Annotated in this window: 18 protein-coding genes and 1 tRNA gene; 10 read left to right on the top strand and 9 right to left on the bottom strand. The window is 63.8% G+C overall.

Annotated elements, in window-relative coordinates:
- Nucleotides 1–61: 61 nt before the first annotated feature.
- The 5 genes from FFS37_RS09460 (at nt 62) to FFS37_RS09440 (ending at nt 4,400) form a co-directional block, all read left to right on the top strand.
- Nucleotides 62–955 (top strand): sugar phosphate isomerase/epimerase family protein, encoded by an 894-nt coding sequence (locus tag FFS37_RS09460; protein ID WP_137930682.1) that lies wholly within the window; start codon nt 62–64, stop codon nt 953–955.
- 130 nt (nt 956–1,085) lie between these two features.
- Nucleotides 1,086–1,439, top strand: coding sequence for a cupin domain-containing protein (locus FFS37_RS09455; RefSeq protein WP_137930681.1), 354 nt, complete (start codon nt 1,086–1,088; stop codon nt 1,437–1,439).
- Between the two features lie 127 nt (nt 1,440–1,566).
- Nucleotides 1,567–2,394 (top strand): AraC family transcriptional regulator, encoded by an 828-nt coding sequence (locus FFS37_RS09450; RefSeq protein ID WP_137930680.1) that lies wholly within the window; start codon nt 1,567–1,569, stop codon nt 2,392–2,394.
- Nucleotides 2,395–2,496: 102 nt separating this feature from the next.
- On the top strand, nt 2,497–3,924 hold the full coding sequence (locus FFS37_RS09445; RefSeq protein WP_137930679.1) for a tryptophanase: 1,428 nt from the start codon (nt 2,497–2,499) through the stop codon (nt 3,922–3,924).
- A complete protein-coding gene (locus tag FFS37_RS09440; RefSeq protein ID WP_137930678.1) occupies nt 3,921–4,400 on the top strand; it encodes an aminoacyl-tRNA deacylase in 480 nt (159 codons plus the stop codon). The genes FFS37_RS09445 and FFS37_RS09440 overlap by 4 nt, the downstream gene beginning before the upstream one ends.
- Before the next feature lie 212 nt (nt 4,401–4,612).
- On the opposite strand, the gene FFS37_RS09435 is transcribed toward FFS37_RS09440, so the two are convergent.
- From FFS37_RS09435 to FFS37_RS09420, 4 genes are all read right to left on the bottom strand, one after another.
- On the bottom strand, nt 4,613–6,910 hold the full coding sequence (locus FFS37_RS09435; protein WP_137930677.1) for a di-heme-cytochrome C peroxidase: 2,298 nt from the start codon (nt 6,908–6,910) through the stop codon (nt 4,613–4,615).
- A gap of 33 nt (nt 6,911–6,943) precedes the next feature.
- Nucleotides 6,944–8,251 carry a hypothetical protein gene (locus tag FFS37_RS09430; RefSeq protein WP_137930676.1) on the bottom strand — a complete coding sequence of 436 codons (1,308 nt, stop codon included), beginning with the start codon at nt 8,249–8,251 and terminating at the stop codon, nt 6,944–6,946.
- A 452-nt stretch (nt 8,252–8,703) separates the two neighbouring features.
- Nucleotides 8,704–8,780: transfer RNA gene (locus tag FFS37_RS09425), tRNA-Arg, on the bottom strand.
- 93 nt (nt 8,781–8,873) lie between these two features.
- Nucleotides 8,874–10,037 carry a M20 aminoacylase family protein gene (locus FFS37_RS09420; protein ID WP_137930675.1) on the bottom strand — a complete coding sequence of 388 codons (1,164 nt, stop codon included), beginning with the start codon at nt 10,035–10,037 and terminating at the stop codon, nt 8,874–8,876.
- Between the two features lie 237 nt (nt 10,038–10,274).
- Between FFS37_RS09420 and FFS37_RS09415 the strand changes: the two genes are divergently transcribed.
- Nucleotides 10,275–11,438 (top strand): D-alanyl-D-alanine carboxypeptidase family protein, encoded by a 1,164-nt coding sequence (locus FFS37_RS09415; RefSeq protein ID WP_137930674.1) that lies wholly within the window; start codon nt 10,275–10,277, stop codon nt 11,436–11,438.
- A 60-nt stretch (nt 11,439–11,498) separates the two neighbouring features.
- Complete coding sequence (locus tag FFS37_RS09410) at nt 11,499–12,605, top strand: CobW family GTP-binding protein (protein WP_137930673.1); 1,107 nt, start codon at nt 11,499–11,501, stop codon at nt 12,603–12,605.
- 3 nt (nt 12,606–12,608) lie between these two features.
- Here the strand turns inward: FFS37_RS09410 and FFS37_RS09405 are convergent, their stop codons facing one another.
- The 5 genes from FFS37_RS09405 to FFS37_RS09385 all read right to left on the bottom strand — a co-directional run bounded on the left by FFS37_RS09405 (nt 12,609) and on the right by FFS37_RS09385 (nt 16,548).
- The gene (locus FFS37_RS09405; RefSeq protein WP_171026226.1) at nt 12,609–12,848 is read right to left on the bottom strand and encodes a sulfurtransferase TusA family protein; all 240 of its coding nucleotides are present in this window, start codon (nt 12,846–12,848) and stop codon (nt 12,609–12,611) included.
- A gap of 5 nt (nt 12,849–12,853) precedes the next feature.
- Nucleotides 12,854–14,173 (bottom strand): L,D-transpeptidase family protein, encoded by a 1,320-nt coding sequence (locus FFS37_RS09400; protein ID WP_137930671.1) that lies wholly within the window; start codon nt 14,171–14,173, stop codon nt 12,854–12,856.
- A gap of 236 nt (nt 14,174–14,409) precedes the next feature.
- On the bottom strand, nt 14,410–15,360 hold the full coding sequence (locus FFS37_RS09395; RefSeq protein WP_137930670.1) for an acetyl-CoA carboxylase carboxyltransferase subunit alpha: 951 nt from the start codon (nt 15,358–15,360) through the stop codon (nt 14,410–14,412).
- 98 nt (nt 15,361–15,458) lie between these two features.
- Nucleotides 15,459–16,376 (bottom strand): site-specific tyrosine recombinase XerD, encoded by a 918-nt coding sequence (locus FFS37_RS09390; protein WP_137930669.1) that lies wholly within the window; start codon nt 16,374–16,376, stop codon nt 15,459–15,461.
- Nucleotides 16,377–16,395: 19 nt separating this feature from the next.
- Nucleotides 16,396–16,548, bottom strand: a complete 153-nt coding sequence (locus FFS37_RS09385; RefSeq protein WP_137930898.1) for a histidine kinase — start codon at nt 16,546–16,548, stop codon at nt 16,396–16,398.
- Nucleotides 16,549–16,749: 201 nt separating this feature from the next.
- Here FFS37_RS09385 and FFS37_RS09380 point away from each other — a divergent pair, with 201 nt between their 5' ends.
- Genes FFS37_RS09380 through FFS37_RS09370 form a run of 3 tightly spaced genes read left to right on the top strand, consistent with a single transcriptional unit; the run spans nt 16,750 to nt 19,386 of the window.
- Nucleotides 16,750–17,361 carry a shikimate kinase gene (locus tag FFS37_RS09380; RefSeq protein WP_137930668.1) on the top strand — a complete coding sequence of 204 codons (612 nt, stop codon included), beginning with the start codon at nt 16,750–16,752 and terminating at the stop codon, nt 17,359–17,361.
- Nucleotides 17,358–18,494 carry a 3-dehydroquinate synthase gene (aroB, locus tag FFS37_RS09375; RefSeq protein WP_137930667.1) on the top strand — a complete coding sequence of 379 codons (1,137 nt, stop codon included), beginning with the start codon at nt 17,358–17,360 and terminating at the stop codon, nt 18,492–18,494. Before FFS37_RS09380 ends, aroB begins: the two co-directional genes overlap by 4 nt.
- A gap of 1 nt (nt 18,495) precedes the next feature.
- A complete protein-coding gene (locus tag FFS37_RS09370; RefSeq protein ID WP_137930666.1) occupies nt 18,496–19,386 on the top strand; it encodes an HlyC/CorC family transporter in 891 nt (296 codons plus the stop codon).
- Nucleotides 19,387–19,455: the final 69 nt, after the last annotated feature.

Here is a 19,455-nt window from a genome sequence, read left to right as displayed (position 1 = left end):
GGGCGCGGCCGGATTGATCCGGCCGCGCTTTTTCCTTCCTGCCCGTTAACCGGAGACGATCATGTCGCGCATCGGAATCCATTCTTTCGTCTGGTCGGCGAGTTCGGCGCAGAACGAGCTCGAACGCACGCTGGCCAATACAAGGGAGGCGGGTTTCGACCTGATCGAATTCTCCTATCTCGACCCCGCCGACGTCGATATCGGCGGGCTTGCCAAGCGCATCGCCGGTCTCGGCCTCGGCGTGGCGATCAGCATCGGGCTGCCCACCGATGGCGACATATCGAGCGCCGACAAGGCTGTCGCCGCGCGCGGCGTCGAAATCCTCAATGAGACCATCGCGCTGACGCGCGACCTTGGCGGCAGCAAGGTCGCCGGCATCTTGTCGACGAGCCATGGCCTGCAGGTCGAGGCGCCGACACGCGATCAATGGAACCGCAGCGCCGCAACGCTTGCCAAGGTCGCCGAGACGGCCAAGGCGGCAGGTGTCACGCTCAATCTCGAAATCGTCAATCGCTTCGAAAGCAACCTGCTCAACACCGCCGCACAGGGGCTTGCCTTCATCGAGGACACCGGCTCGGACAACATCTTCCTGCATCTCGATACCTTCCACATGAACATCGAAGAGGCCGATGTCGGGCTCGCCATCCGCCATGCCGCAGCCAAGATCGGCTATGTCCATATCGGCGAGAGCCATCGCGGCTTCCTTGGAACCGGCAACATCGACTTCGCCGGCATATTCGATGCGCTGACGGCCATAGGGTACAGCGACGACCTCAGCTTCGAATCCTTCTCGTCGGAGATCGTCGACGAGAACCTGTCGAAGAAGACCGCGATCTGGCGCAATCTGTGGACCGACAACATGGCGCTCGCCAGGCACGCGCGCGGCTTCATCGGGCTCGGGCTGGAGACGGCGCGGCGCAAGGCGGAATTGGTCTCGGCCCGGCACAAGCCGTAGGGCTGCCGGGGCAGGGTACCAGGCCGTGCCGGAGGCGCAAAAGCCTCTGGCCTCATGGCCCATGCATTGCTCCCGTCATGGGCATCGGCTATCCGATCCTTCGGACACATGCAGCAAAACGGAGCCCGGCATGACGAACAAGACGATCCTCAAATTCGGCGCGATCGAACACGCGGAAGCCGGCGACCTGCCCGGCTGGGTCGTGGTCGAGGGCCACCCGACCATGCAGACTGCCGTCCAGCACACGACCGAGGACGGCAAGGTGATGTCGGGCACCTGGCGCGCGTCCCCCGGCACCTACCATGCGACCTACACCGACTATGAATTCGTGCACATGATCGCCGGCCGCATCATCATCACCCCCGATGGCGGCACGCCGGTCGAAGTCGGTCCCGGCGACGCTTTCGTCGTCGAAGCCGATTTCAAGGGCACCTGGAAGATCGTCGAGCCGGCGACCAAGCATTTCGTGGTCAGGGTCGCCTGAACCGGCCTGCCTCGATCGCGCAAGACATGCAGGCCGGTGGTTCGCCGGCCTGCGGTATTTTTCTTCAATCCGGCTGCTCTTGCCTGTGATAGTTCGAGCTCAGTAAGCTTGTTCAGGGAGCGAAGCAGTGAGCGCGCGAAACGCGAAAGAGCACGCCCGTTATTTCACCGCGCCGACCACCGGCGTGGAATGCCTGACGGCTTCGTTCAGCCAGCATCAGTACGCTCCCCATGCGCATGAAACCTATGTGATCGGGGCGCTGCTCAGCGGCAAGGCCAGCGTGTTCATCCGCGGCGCCCAGCATTTCGCCGGCGCCGGCGACTTGACCCTCTACAATCCGCATGACGTCCATGACGGCATTCCGAGCAATGAGGGCTACAGCTATCGGGTCAGCTATCCCGAGGCCGGTCTGATCGTCGACATCGCCTCGGAAATGACGGGGAGCGGCATTCACGGCACGCCTTCGTTTCCGGAACCCGTCGTCAACGACCTCAAGGGCTGCGCCCTGTTCTTCGAGGCGCATCGCGCCTGGGAGGCCAACCAGTGTCCGCTGGAGGCCGAAGAGTTGATGCTGCGCAGCTATCGCCATTGCCTGTCCCGGCATGCGCGCGTGGCGCTGAAGCCGGCCGGCGTCGAAAAGGGACCGGTGGCGCGCGCGGCGGCGGTCATGAGCGAACGGTTCGACGAAAAACTGACCCTTGCCGAACTGGTCAGGGAAGCCAGGCTGCCGCGGCAGCGGCTGATCGCTGCTTTCCAGCGCGACACCGGCCTCACGCCGCATGCCTACCTGATCAACCGGCGCGTGGATGCCGCGAAGGCGATGTTGCGGCGAGGCCATGAGCCGGCCGATGTTGCTGCCGCTTCCGGCTTTGCCGACCAGGCCCATCTCATCCGCACATTCAAGGCGCGCATCGGTGTTACTCCCGGTGCTTATCAGGCCGCCTTCGCCATGTAGCGGGCATTCTGTCGCGGCTGTGACGAGGCCGCATCCATTCACTCCATACATGAACCAACCCAACCGGCGCAGCCATGCGCCGCAACGAAGGAGCATGCCGTCATGAAACGTACGCCGGAGCCATTCAGGATCAAGATGGTCGAACCCATCCGCATGACCGAGCGGCCCTATCGCGAGGCCGCGCTGCGGGAGGCCGGGCTGAACCCATTCCTCCTGCGCAGCGGAGACGTCTATATCGATCTGCTCACCGACAGCGGCACGGGCGCGATGAGCGATCGCCAATGGGCCGGGCTGATGCTGGGCGACGAGGCCTATGCCGGCAGCCGCAACTACTATCGGCTGGCGGAAACCGTCGGGCGGCTGTTCGGCTATCCCTATACGATCCCGACCCATCAGGGGCGCGGCGCGGAACAGATCCTGTTTCCCGAAATGATCAAGCGGCGGGGCTCGGCGACGCCGGTCTTCCTGTCGAACTACCATTTCGACACGACGAAAGCGCATGTCGAGCTGGCTGGCGCCAAGGCGGTCAACGTGCTGACCAAATCCGCCCTCGACACGGCCAGGCATGACGACTGGAAGGGGAATTTCGACCTGGCGGAATTGCTCCACGCGATAGAGATCCATGGCCGCCAGAACATTGCCGGCATCATCGCGACCATCACCTGCAACAGCGCCGGCGGCCAGCCGATGTCGATGGCCAATCTGCGCACCGTTTCCGGATATGCCCGCGAAATGGGCATCCCGATGATCATCGACGCCACGCGTTTCGCCGAAAACGCCTGGTTCATCAAGCAACGCGAGGTCGGCTATGCCGAGCGCTCGATCCGCGACATCGTGCGCGAGATGATGTGCTATGGCGACATGCTGACCCTGTCGGCGAAGAAGGATGGGCTGGTGAATATCGGCGGCCTCTGCGCCTTTCGCCAGGACGAAGACCTGTTTCGCGCCGTCCAGACCCGATGCGTTCCGATGGAAGGCTTCATCACCTATGGCGGCCTGGCGGGGCGTGACATGGAAGCGGTCGCCATCGGGCTCGAAGAGGCGGTCGAGAGCGACTATCTCGCCTACCGCATCGGGCAGGTGGCCTATCTCGGCGAAAGGCTGCGCAGCGCCGGCGTTCCGATCCAGTATCCGACCGGCGGCCATGCCGTGTTCGTGGATGCCACGGCTGTCCTGCCGCATATCAGGCCCGAGCAGTTTCCAGCACACGCGCTCGCCTGCCAGCTCTATCTGGAAGCCGGCGTGCGCGCCGTGGAGATCGGCTCGCTGATGCTGGGCCGCGACCCGAAAACCGGAAAGCAGGAGGCGTCGCCTCTCGAATTGCTGCGCCTGACCATCCCGCGACGCGTCTACACCAACGATCACATGGACTATATAGCCGAGGCACTGATTGCCGTCGCCGCGCGCGCCGGCGATATAAAGGGACTGGACTTCGAATATGAACCACCGGTCCTGAGGCATTTCACGGCGCGCTTCCGGTGGATGGACATGGCCCCGGCGGCATTGAACAGAGAACTGGCCGACGCATGAGCCCTTTGGTCAAACGCTATCTCGAAGAACGAGGCGCGGCATTTTCCGTGGTGACGCACCGGCCGCTGATCTCGTTCGAGGACGCAAAGGAGATCCTGAGCCTCGACCCTCGCAACATGGTCAAGACCCTGGTGTTCCGTTGCGCCGATGACAGCCTCGCGCTCGTCGCCCTTCGCGCCGCCGATCGCGCCGACTACAAGAAGATCGCCAGCGCGATCGGGGAGCGACGGGCGGAGATGCGCATGGCCGACGCCGACCTTGTCCGCGACAGGCTCGACATGGAGGTCGGCGGCATCGTCCCGCTGCCGATCAACGGCGCCCGCGTGTTCATGGACAGCAACGTCCTCGAACTGGAAGAAGTGGTCTGCGGCACAGGCCGCAACACCGCGACCCTGGTGATCGCCCGCTCCGAGCTGGTGCGGATCGCCGGCGCCATCTCGGGAGACCTGTCGAAGCCGGCCCCTGCCGCCGGCTGACGGGTGATGCGTCCCCCGGGCGTCAAGCTTGGCAGCGAGCGGGTGAGGGCCAGGATCGCCGGTCTTGCCCTGATCGGCCTTGGGGTGATCGGGTTGACCGGCGCATTGCTGAACTTGCTCGGATACTGAGCCGGGGGATCGGATGAGCGATCGGTGAGGGACAAACCGCGGCGCTCGCCGGCTGGACTGGCCTGGCTGCCGTTCCTTCGACCTCACAGCGTCTTCAAATACGCGATCAGCGCGGAACGCTCCTCCTCCTTCAGTTCGCGGCCAATGACGCCAAGCCGGGGTGAGCCGTCCGCCGGACTTTCGAAGGAATGACCGAGATTGGAGTTGCCGCGTTGCGTTACGTCGAACCGGGTCAATCCCGCCTCGCATTCCACCTTCTCGGGTTTAGTGGTGATTGCGACCGGCAGGCCGACCTTTTCGGGATCGAATTCGAGCGGGCCGACGCAGAAGGCCTGCGGCCGGTCGCCCTGCGGCCTGAGCAGATCATAAAGGGTTGGAACCGAACCATTGTGCAGATAGGGCGCGGTCGCCCAGATGCCGTCGAGCGGCCGGGCGCGGTAGCGGGGTGTCGCGAGATAGGCGATATCGGCCGGACCCTTTGCCGTTCGCGCCGCGTAACTGTCGTCGGCGGGCAGCATGGAATTGAAAACCCTCGGATTCGGACAGTTCGGTCTTTTGCTGGCCGCCGCGGTGGCTTCCTGCGCCGACATCGCACTTCCATCGGCGCGCCTGGGATCGCCGATCCATTGCTTCTGGGTTCTGCTCACCGCCGCCATCAGGTTGACGGCGTAGGATTTCTTCAAAGCCGCGTCACCCGTCATGCTGCAGCCTTTGAGCACTTCGGCTTGAGGATCCAGGCCAAGATATTTCGGCACGTTGACCTTCCGCTCGGCAAGCACGCGGGCCTGTTCGGGGTCGGTGCCCATTTGGACGACCGGTTTCTGGACCACGTTGAACAGCCACTCGCCGCCGATAAAAACCCAGTTGGCGTCGTCCTGCTGGCTGCCGGTCTGGTCGCTGTTTTTCTCCTGCCAGAACGAATCCGGATCGCTGGCCGGGATCTGCGCGTCGCGCAACGGTGCGCGGTGGCATTCGAAACAGAACTGGCGATAGAGTTTCCGGCCAGTGACCACCATGTCGGCGTCGACAGCCCACTTTTCATCGTCCTGGCTGTTCCAGTCCGGCATGGCTTTGAGCTTTTTCACCGCATCGTCCCAGCGCGGTGCTGCCAGCGACTCCGGAGGGCCATCGAAGCGCGTTGGTCTCCCGTCCACATGCTTGCGGCCTTGCAGCATGCTCTCGATCCTCGCTATCTCGGCGACATGGACCGTCGACGCAAACAGCGGGCGCTCGGGATTGGTCATATTGATCCTGGCGGTAACGCCCATGGCTTCGCCGATGTTGCGGATGCTGGGGTTGAGGATCGAGGCGTCGTACTGCGCCCAGGAAAAATTCGGAACGTCCCAGATCGGCGGGAAGCTGACCGGCGCGGTATGGGCGGCGAAATTGGCATCCATGGCTGTCTGCGAGAGGCCGCCATCCTTCTCGGGAACGGCCGGCTGTTCCGGATTTTCCTGGCTGGCGAGATTCTCGTGGAACACCTGGTTGCCAATGCGGTTGAGTGCATCGAGGCGGCCGAAGCCTTCCTCGGTATGAACCATGTGCTGGCGGGCGAGAATGTTCCTTTCGGCGGTCACCTTGCCGAAGACCTTCTTGTCGCAAATGTCCTTTATCCCGGCCGCGATTGCTTCCCTCGCCGGATAGTCCTGCCGGTCGGCAGCAGGGCCGGTATCGAGGACGGCCTCGGCAAAGCGCGTCCTGCGCCAGGGCGCCTTGGCCGTGTAGCAAACCGACAGGCCGATGATCCGCTCCAGGTTTTGCAGGTCGATCATCGCCTGCGCGCCATCGATGCGCAGTTCGAATCCCTTGTAGAAGATATGACCGGTGTGACATGCCGCGCAGGTCAGCCCCAACCCGTCCTCGAATTTCTCGCCTGTTGTCGGGTCGATGCCGCTCTTGAGCACGGCGAAGCCGACGGGCAGGGCGCCGTAGCCTTCGGGCTTGTCGGTGCCCGGCTTCGGATCGCAATCGCGCGGCGCCATGAAGCCGAGCCGGGACAGATAGTCGGGGTCGCTGATGAGGCCACGGCGCGCCAAGACATCGAACGGGCTGATTTCCGGGCGCTCGAGTTTCTGGAACCAGGCGTAGGATACGGGGAAGGTCGCCGTGCCCTGTGAAACATTGTGGAACCAGGCCCTGTCCGCCTCCGACCAGTTCTGGTCGAGCCAGGCACAGCCCTTTTTCGGCCGCTCGGCCACAAGTGGCGGCGCAAGCAGCGCCGAAGCCAGTTCCACGGTCTTGCCCCTGAAAGCCAGGAAGGACCGGGCAAGGTTCGGCGCGTAGCTCAGCACGAGGATTGCCACGACGGTGGCGGCAATCGTCACCAGCCCCAGTTTGAGCAGGGCTCGCCCGAATTTCCGCAGTGACGGCTGGAGTCTCATCATTGCCCCCGACGCGTTCTCCCGGCCTGCCGGCTATTGTACCTCTTGCAGCAACTCGTTCGCGGCCTTCACGACCTCATCGGTTTCGGTCGCGGTGCGGCGGGTGATCGTCGGCCTGAGCCCGCCGGGCTCAAGTCCCCAGCCGAAATTGCGCACGTTCCACCTGTCCTTTGGCAGAACAGCCTCCGCCACGCCCTCGATGCTGGTGGTCGGAGACCTGGAACGCAGCAGCCGGGTCTCGGTATGGCAGCTGACACAGTCAGTGTTGAAGAAATGGCTCTTCGACGGGTCGGCGATGGTCGCGGTCAGGGCTATGGTGTCCTGTTCGCTGGCTGTGCCGTTGAGCAACGTCGCCGTGGAAACGCCCCTGCGGTCGCCCGGCAAGCGAAAGCAGGTCGTCATCGTCTCGTTCAAATTGTCGGAAACGGGTGCAGGCAGCACCTTGTCTCCGAAAAACCGCACCAGTTCGGCCGTTGCCTTGCCGTCGAGGGCCGGGCTTGGAACCGCGACCAGTTTTCCCGTGCCGGGCTGTCTTTGCATGGCGATAAAAATCCATGGTTCCGGTGCGGATTTCGGCAATCCCATGGCCGCCATGGCGCCAAGCTGCCTTGCCGAAAGATCCTTGCCCAGAACGGCCACCAGCCTGTCGCGGAACGGCTTCCTCGCCTTGGCGTCCCTGAGCGCCGGATGGACATCGAGGGGACCCTCCGTGCTGATGGATGCCGCTCCCAAGCTGCCTTTGGCGAGGTCGTCGCGCAGCGACGCGAAGTCGGCAAGCGCAGTCCGGAAATGATCGAGGTCTGGGTCGATCCGGCTCAGCATCGGGATCGCGCACGTCTCCTGCGATTGGGCTTTTCCCTTGGCGAAGCTGAAGATCATGTGCGCGGCGCGGTCGTGGATTTTGACTGCACCGCCCTGAACCGTCACGGGCTGCAGGATCAGCCGGACCTGCGGTATCTGGCCGAACGCCGCCATGACGTTTTTCGAAAGACCCGGTGCGCCGACATCGACGCGGATCCCGGCGACGAACCAGTTCCTGATGTCCTTGACAGCGTCCGGGAGGCCGATCTGCGCCGGTGTGCCGCCAGGGACGGCAACCTGGCCGGCGTCGCTGGCCGCGATCGCCAGAAATTCCTGGAACAGCGGGTCTGGAACCAACGGCGCCCCGCCGGCGTCGGCCAGGTCCGCGACGGAAATGAAATTCGCAAGGTCGGCGGCGTCTTTCGGTGCTGGGAACAGGATCGACACATCAAGGGGATGGAGCGCCGCTGGCGCGTCGGCAACCGCTGCCGGAGAGGTGAAGCCCAGTATCGCGGCAAACGCCATCGTGCCGACTGACACAATTGTCCTTCGATAAGCCTTTGAAGACTTCCCCATGTTCCCCCCTTGCTGTGCCGAAAGTTCTTGCTGCTCCTCGTTGAACGCGTGGTCTGAAATGATCTGTCAAACATCGGCGCGTCAGCGCGCCGTCAACAATCGGCTGCCAAGTTTCCACGCCGTATATGTAACTTCAAAAAAATGTGATTGCTTGGCTATATTGATAAGCGTGGCGAACGGTCGATGTCAATCGGGCCGAATTCTATTTGAAACCACAATAGAGGTTCGTTTTGAATTTTATTCCAATTGAGAGTAGCGGCGCGCCGAGGCTGAAACCGCTTCCTGCATTCGAGGAGCTGGATGACATTTGCGTTCGACGTCCGTCGGGCAATCTGAAGCCGTATCAGGGTCGACGCGATCGTCCGGTCCCGGATGTCGCGCGGGGCTTCAGAGGTCGACTTTCGCAAGGTGAAGCGTGGTGATCCCGACAGGAATCGAACCTGTGACCTACAGATTAGGAATCTGCCGCTCTATCCTACTGAGCTACGGGACCACGCGGCCCGACACATAGCCGCTTCGGACCGTTTCGCCAAGGGGCCGGACGAAGGCAATTCGGCCGGTCCCCTTGCAGTGCGCCAGGGGTGTTTCAGGCGGCGAGCGCGGTTTCCGCCAGCTTCACCCAGTAGCTCATGCCATGCGGGATGGCCTCATCGTTGAAGTCGTAGCCGGGGTTGTGCAGTCCGGCCGTGTCGCCATTGCCGATGAAGATGAAGGCGCCGGGGCGGGCTTCCAGCATGTAGGAAAAGTCCTCGCCGCCCATCACCGGCTGGATGGCGCGATGCACCTGCGCATCGCCGGCCACGCCGGCCGCAACGTCGCTGGCGAAAACCGTCTCTTCGGCGTGGTTGAACGTCACCGGATAATTGGCGTCATAGTCGACCTCGATCGTCGCGCCGTAGGCGGTGGCCAGTCCGGCGCAGATCGCACGGATGCGTTCTTCCGACTTCTTGGCCACGTCCTTCTTCAACGTGCGTACCGTGCCGGCGATCTCGGCCGATTCGGGAATGATGTTGTAGGCGTCGCCGGCATGGAACTTGGTCACCGACACCACCACGGCCTCGACCGGATCGGTGCTGCGCGAGGCGATGGTCTGCAGCGCGCCGACCAGCTGGCTGGTGATGACGATCGGGTCGATCGTGCCGTGCGGCATCGCCGCGTGGCCGCCCCGGCCCTTGACGGTGATTGTGAATTCCGCGGTCGCGGCCATGATTGGACCCGGGCGGATGGCGAACTGGCCGACAGGCAGGCCCGGCATGTTGTGCATGCCGAACACTTTCGAAATGGCGAAGCGTTCCATCATGCCGTCCTTGACCATCTCGTTGCCGCCGCCGCCGCCTTCCTCGGCCGGCTGGAAGATCACCGCCACCGAGCCGGCGAAGTTGCGCGTCTCGGCGAGATATTTCGCCGCGCCCAGAAGCATCGCCGTGTGGCCGTCATGGCCGCAGGCGTGCATCTTGCCGGGAATGGTCGACGCATAGGGCTTGCCCGTTATCTCGTTGAGCGGCAGCGCGTCCATGTCGGCGCGCAAGCCGATCGTGGTGCCATCGCCCTGACGGCCGCGAATGATGCCGACGACCCCCGTCTTGCCGAGGCCGGTCACCACATCGTCGCAACCGAATTCCTTCAGTTTCTCGGTGACGAAGGCCGCCGTCTTGAACACGTCGAAGTTGAGCTCCGGCGTCTGGTGGAGATGGCGGCGCCAGCCGGCGACTTCGTCCTGCATCTCGGCGGCACGGTTCAGAATTGGCATGATGGGTCCATTTCGTTGTTGGAGCAGCCGGCTTCGGCCTGGTGTTTTTGCAATTGTGGCCGGTCTTTTGCGATTGTGATTGTCAGGCGCTTTGCCATGTTGGCGTCACATAGGGTAAATAGCACCGCAACAACAGGGTCCGGTTTTGAGGGGCGGATCCACTTTGCTCGCGGCCATGTAACGAAATCTTACGGAGCCAGAGGCGATTACGGCAAGAGGCGATTTCGGATTTCCATCATGCGGCACAGGCATTTCCTCAAACTATTGACGGCTGGCGCAATCATGCTGCCGGTCCTGGCCGGGTCAGCGCAGGCCAATCCGGTCATGCTGTTCGACCTCAACAGCGGCAAGATTCTCGAACAGCAGGACGCGTTCAAGCGCTGGTATCCGGCCTCTCTCAGCAAGCTGATGACTGCCTATGTCACGTTCCGCGCGATCGAGGCGGGCGAGGTGCAGTTGAGTTCGCCGATCAAGGTGACGAAGCATTCCGCCGCCGAGCCCCCAAGCAAGATGGGCTTCAAGCCCGGCTCGGTGATGAGGCTCGACAATGCGTTGAAGATGATGCTCGTCAAGTCGGCCAATGACATAGCCATGGCGGTCGGCGAGAATGTCGGCGGCTCGCAAGCCGCCTTCGCCATACGCATGAACGCCGAGGCCCGGCGCCTTGGCATGACCGGAACTTCTTTCGTCAATCCGAACGGGCTCTTTTCTCCGGATCAGTATACGACGGCGCGTGACCTCGCCCTGCTTGTCATGGCGATCCGCAAGGACTTTCCGCAATATGCCTCCTGGTTCTCGATCGAGGGATTGGCGGTCGGCAAGAAGGCGATCCCGAACTACAACCTGCTGATCGGCCGCTATCCCGGCGCCGACGGCATGAAGACGGGCTTCGTCTGCCCGTCGGGTTTCAACATGATAGGCTCGGCGACGCGCAATGGCCGCACGCTGGTGGCGGTGGTGCTCGGCGAGAAGTCGGCGGTCAGCCGCGCCGAGGCCGCGGCCAGGCTGCTGGACCAGGGCTTCGACATGCCGGCGACCGGGTCGGCCACCGTCGCCACCCTGGCGCCGTATGGCGATACGACCACGCCCAACGACATGCATGACGAGATCTGCAAGAAGAAGGCGCCGGAAGAGCAGTCCGAGGCGCCGGCCGCCGCAGCCAAGGACGCTCCGAAGTCGCCCTACCAGGAAAAGCTGGACCACGTGCCGACGTTGGTTGCCGTCGGCCTGGGCGGCGCCACCGGCCCGGCGCCGAAGGCGATGCTGGACCAGGGCGGTCAGGGCTATGCCGACGTGCCGATTCCGAGCTGGCGGCCCGACCGGCCGGTCCCGACCGGCGCCGGGTCGGCCCTGGCTGGCGCGGACGCTCAAGGCGACCAGCCGGCCAAGGCTCCCAACTAGGATATCGACTTTGGCCGTTTGGTCTGGAAAAGGCCTGCGTCGATAAGTAGATAGAGCACCATGGCGAACTTCCCCATTCCCGTTTCGGTGCTGACCGGCTTTTTGGGTGCCGGCAAGACCACGCTGCTCAACCGGCTGCTGAAAGATCCGGCACTGGTCGATACGGCGGTCATCATCAACGAGTATGGCGAGGTGGCGATCGACCACCTGCTGGTCGAGCAGGCTTCGGACGGTATCATCCAGCTTTCGGACGGATGCCTGTGCTGCACGGTGCGCGGCGAACTGGTCGACACGCTTGCCGACCTCGTCGACCGGCTGCAGACCGGCCGCATCGCGCGTCTTGCCCGCGTCATCGTCGAGACCACAGGCCTGGCCGACCCGGCGCCGGTATTGCAGTCGATCATGGCGCATCCGGCGCTGGTCCAGGCGTTCCGGCTGGACGGCGTCATCACGCTGGTCGATGCGGTCAACGGCAATGCCACGCTCGACGCCCATGTCGAGGCGGTCAAGCAGGCCGCGGTCGCCGACCGCATCGTGCTGAGCAAGGTGGATCTGGCCGCGGATGCCGCTGACCTGGGAACGTTGCGCAGACGGCTGCGGCAGATCAATCCCGGCGCAGAGCTGCTCGATGCCGGTGATGCCGGGACAGGCGTGGCGGCGCTGTTCGACTGCGGCCTCTACAACCCCGCCACCAAATCCGCCGATGTACGGCGCTGGCTCGGCGAGGAAGCAGCGCACGATCATCATGGTCACGGCCATGACGGGCACGATCACGGCCATGACCATGGCCACCGGCATGACGAGCGCGTGCGGACCCATTCGCTGGTCCATGACGGCCCGGTGCCGTTCTCGGCCATCGAGATGTTTCTCGACCTCCTGCGTTCGACGCATGGCGAGCGGCTGCTGCGCATGAAGGGCGTCATAGAGCTCAAGGAGGATCCGTCGCGGCCGCTGGTGGTGCACGGCGTGCAGAAGATCCTGCATCCGCCGGCGCGCCTGGCCTCCTGGCCCGACACCCAGCGCGGGACGCGGCTGGTGCTGATCACGCTTGATATGCCCGAGGATTATGTGCGCCGGCTGTTCGCCGCTTTCACCGACCGGCCGTCCATCGACACGCCTGACCGTGCGGCGCTGGAGAACAATCCGCTGGCGATCGCCGGCCGGTAGCCTTTACTGCGGTTGCTCGCCGCGTTCGACCAGAAAGCGGTGGCCGCCCGATACCGATGCGGTTTCAACCAGCCGGTGGCCGGCGTCCGAGCAGAAGGCCGGAATATCGATGACGGCCAACGGGTCGGTGGTTTCGAGCCAGAGCCGGCTGCCCGGCTCCATCCCAGCCAGCCGTTTCCTGGCCTTGAGGACGGGCAGGGGGCAGTTCAAGCCCTTCAGGTCATAGACGGTATCGCTGGTCACGGCGATCAGCCGCCGAACATGCCGAGGATCTTGTTCTTCAGCTTGGTCACCCGGTTCTCATCGGCACTTGCGGCCTGCGTTTCAGCCTGCGGCGCGGCTTCGGGGGGCGCGGCGATCGTCGCGGTGGCGACAGGGGCTTCCTTGGCGGCCTTGGCTGCGATCTTGGCCTGCTTGGCGGCTTCCTTCTCGGCGAGGGCCTGCGCCTTGGCCGCTTCCTTGGCCTGCTTGGCTGCCTCTATGGCAGCCAGTCTCTGTTCCTCGGCCTTCTGCTTGGCGGCTTTCTCGGCGTCGAGCGCGGCCATCTTGCGGCCGGCGGGCGAATCGATACGGCCCATGCGCGCCGTTTCGGTCACCGTACCGTCCGAATTGAGCGAAGGCGGATCGATCGGCACGCGTTCGCCGCGCGCGCGGCGCTTGGACCAGTCGGAGACGATGCTGGCTTCCTTGACGCCGGCAATGGTCGGCTTGGGCGGCGGCACGCTTGCCTTGAGCGCGCTGTTGAAAGCCGCGTCATAGGTGGTCTGATAGGCGTTGTAGGCGCTCTTCAGCGAATCCGGCTGCGTCGTCGCGGGGCAGGGGCCGGTCGGGTTGAAGGTCTGGCCGTCGGCTGCAACCTGGTTGAAGACGTAGCGCTTCTCGCAGACATCCACCTTCGGCGGCACCTTGGTGACTTCGAAATTGTCGTAGCCGACCTTCAGCATCTTCCAGAATTCGTAATTCGGGTCGTTGCGGTAGCGCGCCATGTTGGCGGCGGTCATGCGGAAGGGAAAGGCCTGAATCTGGAATTCGGTCTGGCCGCCCTGGAAGGCATCGCGGCCGAAAGCATAGATCTGCTCGATCTGCGCGTCGGTCATCGAATAGCAGCCCGAGGACGAACAGGCGCCATGCACCATCAGGTTCTGGCCGGTGCGGCCGTTGGCGCGGTCATAGGCGTTGGGGAAGCCGATGTTGAAGGACAGATGATAGCTCGAGCGCGGGTTCATCTGCGAGGGGCGTACCGTGTAGAAACCTTCCGGCGCCTGGCGGTCGCCTTCGGTGTATTTCGGCCCCAGCTTTCCCGACCATTTGCAGATGTCGTAGCTCGCCACCATGTCGTAGCGGCCGTTGGTCTTGGCCTTCCAGATTTCGAGCTTGCCCTCTTCCTTGAAGATGCGCGCCATCACTGAAGAGGTGCGCACCATGCCCTTGGCCTTCATGTCGGCCAGGATCTTGTCGGGCAGCGGCTTGTTGGCTTCCGGGGCAAAGTCCTTCATCGACGAATCATTGCAGCCGGCAATGGCTATCGAGGCAATCAGGACTCCGGTGCGGGCAAGCTTGGCAAACATGGATACGGCTATGTCTTTTCTCCCGGGCCAAGGCTTTGCGAAAAGCCGACCCGTATGCTGAACATCGACGGACCGTAAGCCCGTTAACCTTGAAAATTCCTTACCGCAAGCTCCAGCCGGTCTCTCGCGGCAATTTCATTGACCCGAATGGGGCGGCAATTTTGTGGCGAAATTGCTCATCGAGGCCACATTGTCGACCGTGACGGCCCGCTACGCCCTGCCGGGCCGGCGGCAGGTCAGAGGCTGCGGCCCATCGCCAGGTACTTTTCACGGCGCTGTTCGCGGAAATCCGTGTTGGCGCCGGCAAATTCCTTCATCGTCTTGGCGATGAGGTCCCCTGTCGCGGCAATCACCGTTTCGGGTGCGCGCTGGGCGCCGCCCATCGGCTCGGGGATGATGGCGTCGATAACCTTCATTTGCAGAAGGTCCTGCGCGGTGATCTTCATATTGGTCGCCGCGTCCTTCAATCGGGTCGTGTCTCGCCACAGGATCGAGGCAGCGCCCTCGGGCGAAATTACCGAATAGATGGCATGTTCGAGCATGTAGACGCGGTTGGCGGTGGCGATCGCGATGGCGCCGCCCGAACCGCCTTCGCCGATGACCACCGAAATCGACGGCACCTTCAGCGCAAGGCAGGCTGAGGTCGAGCGCGCGATCGCCTCGGCCTGGCCACGTTCTTCCGCGCTGACGCCGGGATAGGCGCCTGCGGTGTCGACCAAGGTCAGAAGCGGGATCTTGAAACGGTCGGCAAGCTCCATCAAACGCACTGCCTTGCGGTAGCCTTCCGGGCGCACCGAGCCGAAATTGTGCTTCAGGCGGCTGGCCGTGTCCGAACCCTTTTCCTGACCGATGATCGCAACAGGCTCGCCGCGAAAGCGGGCAAAACCGCCGACGATCGCCTGGTCCTCGCCGAAACTGCGGTCGCCCGCGAGCGGCGTGAAGTCGCTGAACAGGCCCTTGATGTAGTCGACGCAGTGCGGCCTGTCGGAATGGCGTGCCACCTGCACCTTCTGCCACGGTGTGAGCGCCTTGTAGAGTTCGCGCAACGCGTCGTGGGAACGCTTCTCGAGCCTGGTTATCTCATCGGCGACGTCGACTGCCTCGCCGTTCTCGGCAAGCTTTTTCAGCTCGAGGATCTTGAGTTCGAGATCCTGCACCGGCTTTTCGAAATCGAGGTAATTGTACATGCTTGAGCGGACCGATACGTCGAAAGGCAAGGACAGCGGAACCGATGAATTCAGGGCTCCGGGCGGCGAAATGTCGTCCTCACATAGCGATATGAGGCCTAGTCGGCAAGCGGATGATGATCGTTGACCAGCCGCACCAGCCGCTCTTCCAGCACATGGGTGTATATCTGTGTCGTGGATATGTCGGCATGGCCAAGCAGCTGCTGCACGGCCCTGAGGTCGGCGCCGTTCTGCAGAAGATGGCTGGCGAAGGCATGGCGCAGCACGTGCGGCGATATCTTCGCGGAGGCGATGCCGGCCCGGGCCGCCAGGCCCTTCAGGTCACGCGCGAAGACCTGCCGCGACAGGTAGCCGCTGTCCGATGCCGCCGGGAACAGGAACGGGCTTTCGGCGAAGGCGGGGACCCCGGCCCGAGCCGCCAGCCAGCTCCGCATCGCAGTGCGCGCCTTGGCCGACAGTGGCACCATGCGTTCCTTGTCGCCCTTGCCGCGCACCATGAAGAAACGGTCGTCGCGCTGGGCCACAGTGACCGGCAGGCCAACCAGTTCGGAAACGCGCAGGCCGGTGGCATAGAGCACCTCGACCAGTGCATGCAGGCGCACCGCCGCCAGGCTGTCAGCGTAGCCGAGCCCGGCGTCACCGGCTTCCTGCGCGGCGCGGTCGATCAGCCTGCCGGTTTCGGCCTCGCTCATCGTCTTGGGCAGCGGGCGTCCCTTCTTCGGGCTGTCCAGCGTACCGGTAGGGTCGTCGCCGCGCAGGCCTTCGGCATAGAGGAACTTGAAGAACTGGCGGATCGCCGACAATTTGCGCGCCTGCGAGGTCGGCGCAAAGCCGCGCGCGGCGATGTCGTCTATATAGGCGCGGATATCGGCGGCGGCCGCACCGGCAAGCCCGCCATCGATCTCTCGCGAGGCGTCCTCGAGGTCGCGGCGATAGGAGGAAAGCGTGTTTTGCGCCGCGCCACGCTCGACGCTCATCATTTCCAGGAAAGCCTCGATGCGCGCCGCGCTGTTCATTGCCTTTGAGGATCCGGGATCAGTTCTTCTTGGGATTCAGCTTTTCGGGCAGGATGCGAACGCTCATCTCCGCTTTCTTCGGCTCGACGAACATAACCAGCGCGAACATCGTACCATAGGCAATGCCGGCCAGAATCGCTGCTACCACGACAAAGCGAAACAGTGTCGGCATCAATTTTCGCTCGTCTTCTTGTTCTGCGTTTCCAAACCCTGTGCCCTTATGGGACGCCAATCCGTCCAATTCAAGGAAGAACCGGAGGCTTGTTAGCAAGTTCTGATGCACGCATTGCTTCCGAGCCATGCGCCGCATGGTGTTCGCCGCGCTTGACGCAACCGGGGTTTTCATGTCGATACGCCGGCAAAGAGGGCCTTTATGAACGCGTTGCCAGCAAATCCTCCAGGTGAGAGCCATGCCGGGCTGCTTGGCCGGCTGGGCAATCGCTCGATCGTCTTTGTCGGACTGATGGGGGCCGGAAAGACGGCGATCGGACGCAAGCTGGCAACCATGCTTTCGCTTCCCTTCATGGACAGCGACCACGAGATCGAAAGCGTCTCGCGCATGACGGTGCCGGAACTGTTCGAACGCTATGGCGAGAGCGAGTTCAGGGCGCTGGAACAGCGGGTCATCCTGCGCCTGCTGGAAAACGGTCCGCAGGTGCTGTCGACCGGCGGCGGCGCCTTCATGAACGCGCAGACGCGCGAGGGCATCGCCGCGCACGGCGTGTCGGTATGGCTGAAGGCCGATCTCGACCTTCTGATGGACCGCGTCTCCAAGAAGCAGAACCGGCCGCTGCTGAAAAACCCCGACCCGCGCGGCGTGCTCGAGCGGCTGATGGGCGAGCGCTATCCGGTCTACGCCACATCCGATGTCACCGTGCCGACCCGGGAAGAGCGCAAGGAAGTCATCGCCGCGGAGGTGCTGGCGGCGTTGTGCCGGCATTTCGGCATCGAGGAAATTGCCGCGACAGGCGAGGTCGAATCGTGAGCGTGGAACAGCCTGTCACCGTCGAAGTCGGGCTTGGCGAGCGCGCCTACGACATTCTGATCGGCTCCGGCCTGCTGTCTCGCGTCGGCGCCGAGATTTCAAGCCGGTTGCCCGGTACGCGCGCGGCCGTCATTACCGACACCAATGTCGCGGCCGCCCATCTGGACGCGCTGAAGGCCGGTCTCGAGAAAGGCGGCATCCAGCCCGCGATCCTCACCCTGCCGGCCGGCGAGAAGACCAAGAGTTTTGCCCATCTCGAAGAGGTCGTCGACGGTATTCTGGCCGCCAGGCTGGAGCGCGGCGATGTCGTCATCGCCTTTGGCGGCGGTGTCATCGGCGATCTCACCGGCTTTGCCGCCGGCATCGTGCGGCGCGGCATGAATTTCGTGCAGGTCCCGACCTCGCTGCTGGCGCAGGTCGATTCCTCCGTCGGCGGCAAGACCGGCATCAACAGCCCGCGCGGCAAGAACCTGGTCGGCGTCTTCCTTCAGCCGAAGCTGGTGCTGGCCGATACCGGGGTGCTCGACACGCTGCCGATCCGCGAATTCCGCGCCGGCTATGCCGAGCTTGCCAAATACGGGCTGATCGACCGGCCGGACTTCTTCGCCTGGCTGGAGAAGAACTGGGCGAAAGTGTTCGCCGGCGGACCGGAGCGGGCGCAGGCCATCGCCGAAGCCTGCCGCGCCAAGGCCGACGTGGTCGCCCGCGACGAGTTCGAGACGGGCGATCGTGCGCTGCTCAACCTCGGCCATACTTTCGGCCACGCGCTGGAGGCCGCGACACAATATGATGGCGCAAGGCTCGTGCATGGCGAAGGCGTTGCCATCGGCATGGCGCTGGCGCACCGGTTCTCCTCGCGCCTCAACCTCGCCAGCCCCGATGACGCGGCGCGCGTCGAGACGCATCTCAGGGCCGTCGGGCTGCCCTGGCGCATGTCCGATATCCCAGGCGACCTGCCGGATGCCGAGGCGCTGCTCGGCTTCATCACGCAGGACAAGAAAGTCTCGCGCGGCGCGCTGACCTTCATCCTGACGCGCGGCATCGGCCAGGCCTTCATCGCCAAGGACGTGCCGGCGTCGGAAGTGCTGGCCTTCCTGAGGGAGAACCATCCAGCCAGCAGCAAGGCTGGCTGAGATGGCCAGCGAGACGGGCTGGATCGTCGTCGCCGTCCTTGCCGTGCTCATCGTGCTGGCGGTTGCCCTGCGCTCGCGCCTGCTTGCGGCTTTCGGCTATCAGCTGTCGCGCATCGAGCCGCAGCGGTCGAGCCAGGACGAACTGCGCGGCGCGGTCGACGATTTCCGCCGCGACGGCCAGGTGGTGCGCGAGGACCGCGACCGCATCGGCGGCCTGTTCGACCTCGAGGAACTCGAAGTCTCGGACGTCATGGTCCACCGCACCAACATGCGCTCGGTCAATGCCGACAATGCGCCGGAAGCCGTGGTGCGCGAGATCCTGCAAAGCCCGCATACCCGCATGCCGCTGTGGAAAGGCTCGCTCGACAACATCGTCGGCGTGCTGCATGCCAAGGACCTGCTGCGGGCGCTGAACGAGGTGGGCAACGATTTTTCCCAGATCGACGTGATGAAGATCGCCTCGAAACCCTGGTTCGTGCCCGACACCACCACTTTGCAGGAGCAGCTCAACGCCTTCCTGCGCCGCAAGGCGCATTTCGCCGTCGTTGTCGACGAATATGGCGAGGTCGAAGGGCTGGTGACGCTGGAGGACATCATCGAGGAGATCGTCGGCGAGATCGCCGACGAGCATGATGTCGACATTCAAGGCGTCAAGCAGGAAGCCGACGGCTCCGTCGTCGTCGACGGCACGGTACCGATCCGCGACCTCAACCGGGCACTAGACTGGAACCTGCCCGACGAGGAGGCGACGACGATCGCCGGGCTGGTCATCCATGAGGCGCAGTCGATCCCCGAGGAAAAGCAGGCCTTCACCTTCCACGGCAAGCGCTTCATCGTCATGAAGCGCGACAAGAACCGGATCGCCCGGATCAGGATCCGGCCCGTCGCATAGGCCGCAAGGGTACACCTTACCGATCGTTCATTGGAACCTCGCCGCGCCCTAGTGCATTCTGCGCCGGGC

The organism is Mesorhizobium comanense (assembly GCF_005503535.1).
GTDB lineage: Bacteria > Pseudomonadota > Alphaproteobacteria > Rhizobiales > Rhizobiaceae > Mesorhizobium > Mesorhizobium comanense.
The sequence above is the reverse complement of the archived record's forward strand: the minus strand, read 5'-3'. Positions and strand labels throughout refer to the sequence as shown.

Bases quoted from the DNA above. Each gene is read 5' to 3' on its own strand.
- FFS37_RS09460 (WP_137930682.1), top strand. From the start codon at position 62: ATGTCGCGCATCGGAATCCATTCTTTCGTCTGGTCGGCGAGTTCGGCG.
- FFS37_RS09455 (WP_137930681.1), top strand. From the start codon at position 1,086: ATGACGAACAAGACGATCCTCAAATTCGGCGCGATCGAACACGCGGAA.
- FFS37_RS09445 (WP_137930679.1), top strand. From the start codon at position 2,497: ATGAAACGTACGCCGGAGCCATTCAGGATCAAGATGGTCGAACCCATC.
- FFS37_RS09440 (WP_137930678.1), top strand. From the start codon at position 3,921: ATGAGCCCTTTGGTCAAACGCTATCTCGAAGAACGAGGCGCGGCATTT.
- FFS37_RS09435 (WP_137930677.1), bottom strand. From the start codon at position 6,910: ATGAGACTCCAGCCGTCACTGCGGAAATTCGGGCGAGCCCTGCTCAAA.
- FFS37_RS09420 (WP_137930675.1), bottom strand. From the start codon at position 10,037: ATGCCAATTCTGAACCGTGCCGCCGAGATGCAGGACGAAGTCGCCGGC.
- FFS37_RS09415 (WP_137930674.1), top strand. From the start codon at position 10,275: ATGCGGCACAGGCATTTCCTCAAACTATTGACGGCTGGCGCAATCATG.
- FFS37_RS09410 (WP_137930673.1), top strand. From the start codon at position 11,499: ATGGCGAACTTCCCCATTCCCGTTTCGGTGCTGACCGGCTTTTTGGGT.
- FFS37_RS09400 (WP_137930671.1), bottom strand. From the start codon at position 14,173: ATGTTTGCCAAGCTTGCCCGCACCGGAGTCCTGATTGCCTCGATAGCC.
- FFS37_RS09395 (WP_137930670.1), bottom strand. From the start codon at position 15,360: ATGTACAATTACCTCGATTTCGAAAAGCCGGTGCAGGATCTCGAACTC.
- FFS37_RS09390 (WP_137930669.1), bottom strand. From the start codon at position 16,376: ATGAACAGCGCGGCGCGCATCGAGGCTTTCCTGGAAATGATGAGCGTC.
- FFS37_RS09385 (WP_137930898.1), bottom strand. From the start codon at position 16,548: ATGCCGACACTGTTTCGCTTTGTCGTGGTAGCAGCGATTCTGGCCGGC.
- FFS37_RS09380 (WP_137930668.1), top strand. From the start codon at position 16,750: ATGAACGCGTTGCCAGCAAATCCTCCAGGTGAGAGCCATGCCGGGCTG.
- FFS37_RS09370 (WP_137930666.1), top strand. From the start codon at position 18,496: ATGGCCAGCGAGACGGGCTGGATCGTCGTCGCCGTCCTTGCCGTGCTC.